General features: G+C 62.1%; 1 protein-coding gene and 2 pseudogenes. 2 read left to right on the plus strand and 1 reads right to left on the minus strand.

Annotated features, from left to right (window positions below):
• Nucleotides 1-218, minus strand: a pseudogene (locus EN949_RS36965) (hypothetical protein); the annotation flags it as partial.
• A gap of 444 nt (nt 219-662) precedes the next feature.
• Between EN949_RS36965 and EN949_RS35010 the strand changes: the two are divergent.
• Both EN949_RS35010 and EN949_RS35015 read left to right on the plus strand, forming a co-directional pair.
• On the plus strand, nt 663-1,331 hold the full coding sequence (locus EN949_RS35010) for a HemK/PrmC family methyltransferase (RefSeq protein ID WP_245265405.1): 669 nt from the start codon (nt 663-665) through the stop codon (nt 1,329-1,331).
• Nucleotides 1,328-1,750, plus strand: a pseudogene (locus EN949_RS35015) (hypothetical protein); the annotation flags it as partial. The gene EN949_RS35010 and the pseudogene EN949_RS35015, both read left to right, overlap by 4 nt.

Genomic DNA, 1,750 nt, shown 5'->3' on the forward strand with positions numbered 1-1,750 from the left:
TTGTTGAAGAAGCCCGTGATGCTCTGCCGCTGCCGAAAATGCGGCTCGTCGATCCAGCCGCCACGCGCATAGGATCCGAAAAGTATAATCTTGAGGATGCGCCCACGCTTTTTGAAGTCGGCCGAGCCTCCTTCAGCGCGTCGTCGAACTCCTCAAGCAGCACCTCCACCGTTCTTGTCAGCTCGCGCTGCTTTGGCGTGATCGATGCTGGATTTCATAAACCAGGATCTGTCGTCCATCGGGTATGCTTAGCCGAGACCACGCCTCGAATCCACAGACTGCCTCCCCGGGCAGACGCAATTGAAGTATGTAGAGCTTGCTGGCTCGTTCGTTCGCCGCTCAGCAGACCGAGGTTGCCGTCGGTTGCAGCGTACTCAACCGCATGCTGGCGTGCGCATGAGTCTGTCCGACATCAAGTCCGGCAGCTATAATCGGCAACTTCAAAGACCGAAATGCGCTCGATTTCATATCCGCGCACCAACGCCGCATCTATATGGCCGAGTTGGTGCGCTGCGCAGTATCGGCGGCGATATCTTTAGCAGCCGTTTACCGGAGCGCGATAGGTCCTGTGTATGCAATACTGTCGGATGACGTAAGGAACCGCCGTGCCGCACAGAGCAGCAGCCCTAGCCGGCCGTTCTACGCCCCGCCTGCATCGTTTCATGAGCGTGATGCTCGAGCTGGCTCCGGGCGTTCTCGTGCCGCGTCAGGAAACGGAGTTGCTCGGACAGAGCGCGCTTGCGATTCTTCGCGATCGCGCGCCCGGCCCGATGGTGATCGACATGTGCTGCGGCTCCGGCAACCTTGCTCTGGCGATCGCGGCGGAAGTTCCGTCGGCCCGCGTCTGGGGGGTGGACGTGACTGACAGCACGTTCGCGCTCGCCCGGAGCAATGCCGAACGCTTGGCCCTTCAGGCCCGGGTCACCATCCGGAAAGGGGATCTGTTCGGTGCGCTGGAGGGCGATGGGCTTATCGGCGCAGCGGACCTGATTGTCTGCAATCCGCCCTATATCTCGACCGCGCGCCTCGAAGGCGAGAGCGCGCATCTGCTTGAGGGCGAGCCGCGCGAGGCCTTCGACGGGGGGCCTTACGGCATCTCGATCCAACAGCGGCTGATCCGGGACGCAATCGATTTCCTCAAGCCTGATGGCTGGCTGCTGTTCGAGTTCGGCCAGGGGCAGGACCGCCAGGTGGCTGCCCTGATAGCCAGAGCCAAGGCCTATGAACCCGTGACATTCGCCAAGGATGAGGTCGGAATGCCGCGTGTCGCACTCCTTCGCAAGCTTGGGAACGGTGCGCCCGCGATCTCATCCTCCGCGAGTTTGGCATGAGCCAGATTCGTCCCCTGCAGGCTGCGGATATTCCGGCCGTCGCCGGGCTCTTTCAAAGAACCTTCCGGGACGGTGGCAAGCCGCCGCCTCCGGCGCTCGAGACTTATCTGCGCTGGCACTATCTCGAAGGCCCGGTCTGCGATCCGGAGATCGCGTCTCTCGTCCATATTGCGAGCGAAGGCGACATTTCAGGCTTTGTCGGCGTGAATGTGCTGCCGATGAGGCATGGCCAGTGCAAGCTGCGCGCCGCCATCTGTGGTTCGCTCATGGTCGAACCGCGGGCGAACGACCCGATGGCCGGCGCTAGGCTGCTCAGGACATTCCTGGCCGGGCCGCAGGACATCTCCTTCAGCGAAACCGCAAATGCCCTCTCGACGCAGATGTGGACGAAACTGCGCGGGGTCGCCCTGCCGCAATAC

The sequence above is a fragment of the Mesorhizobium sp. M7A.F.Ca.US.007.01.2.1 genome, assembly GCF_003998165.1.
Taxonomy (GTDB): domain Bacteria; phylum Pseudomonadota; class Alphaproteobacteria; order Rhizobiales; family Rhizobiaceae; genus Mesorhizobium; species Mesorhizobium ciceri.

Coding starts and splice junctions, on each gene's coding strand:
- EN949_RS35010 (WP_245265405.1), top strand. CDS start 663: ATGAGCGTGATGCTCGAGCTGGCTCCGGGCGTTCTCGTGCCGCGTCAG.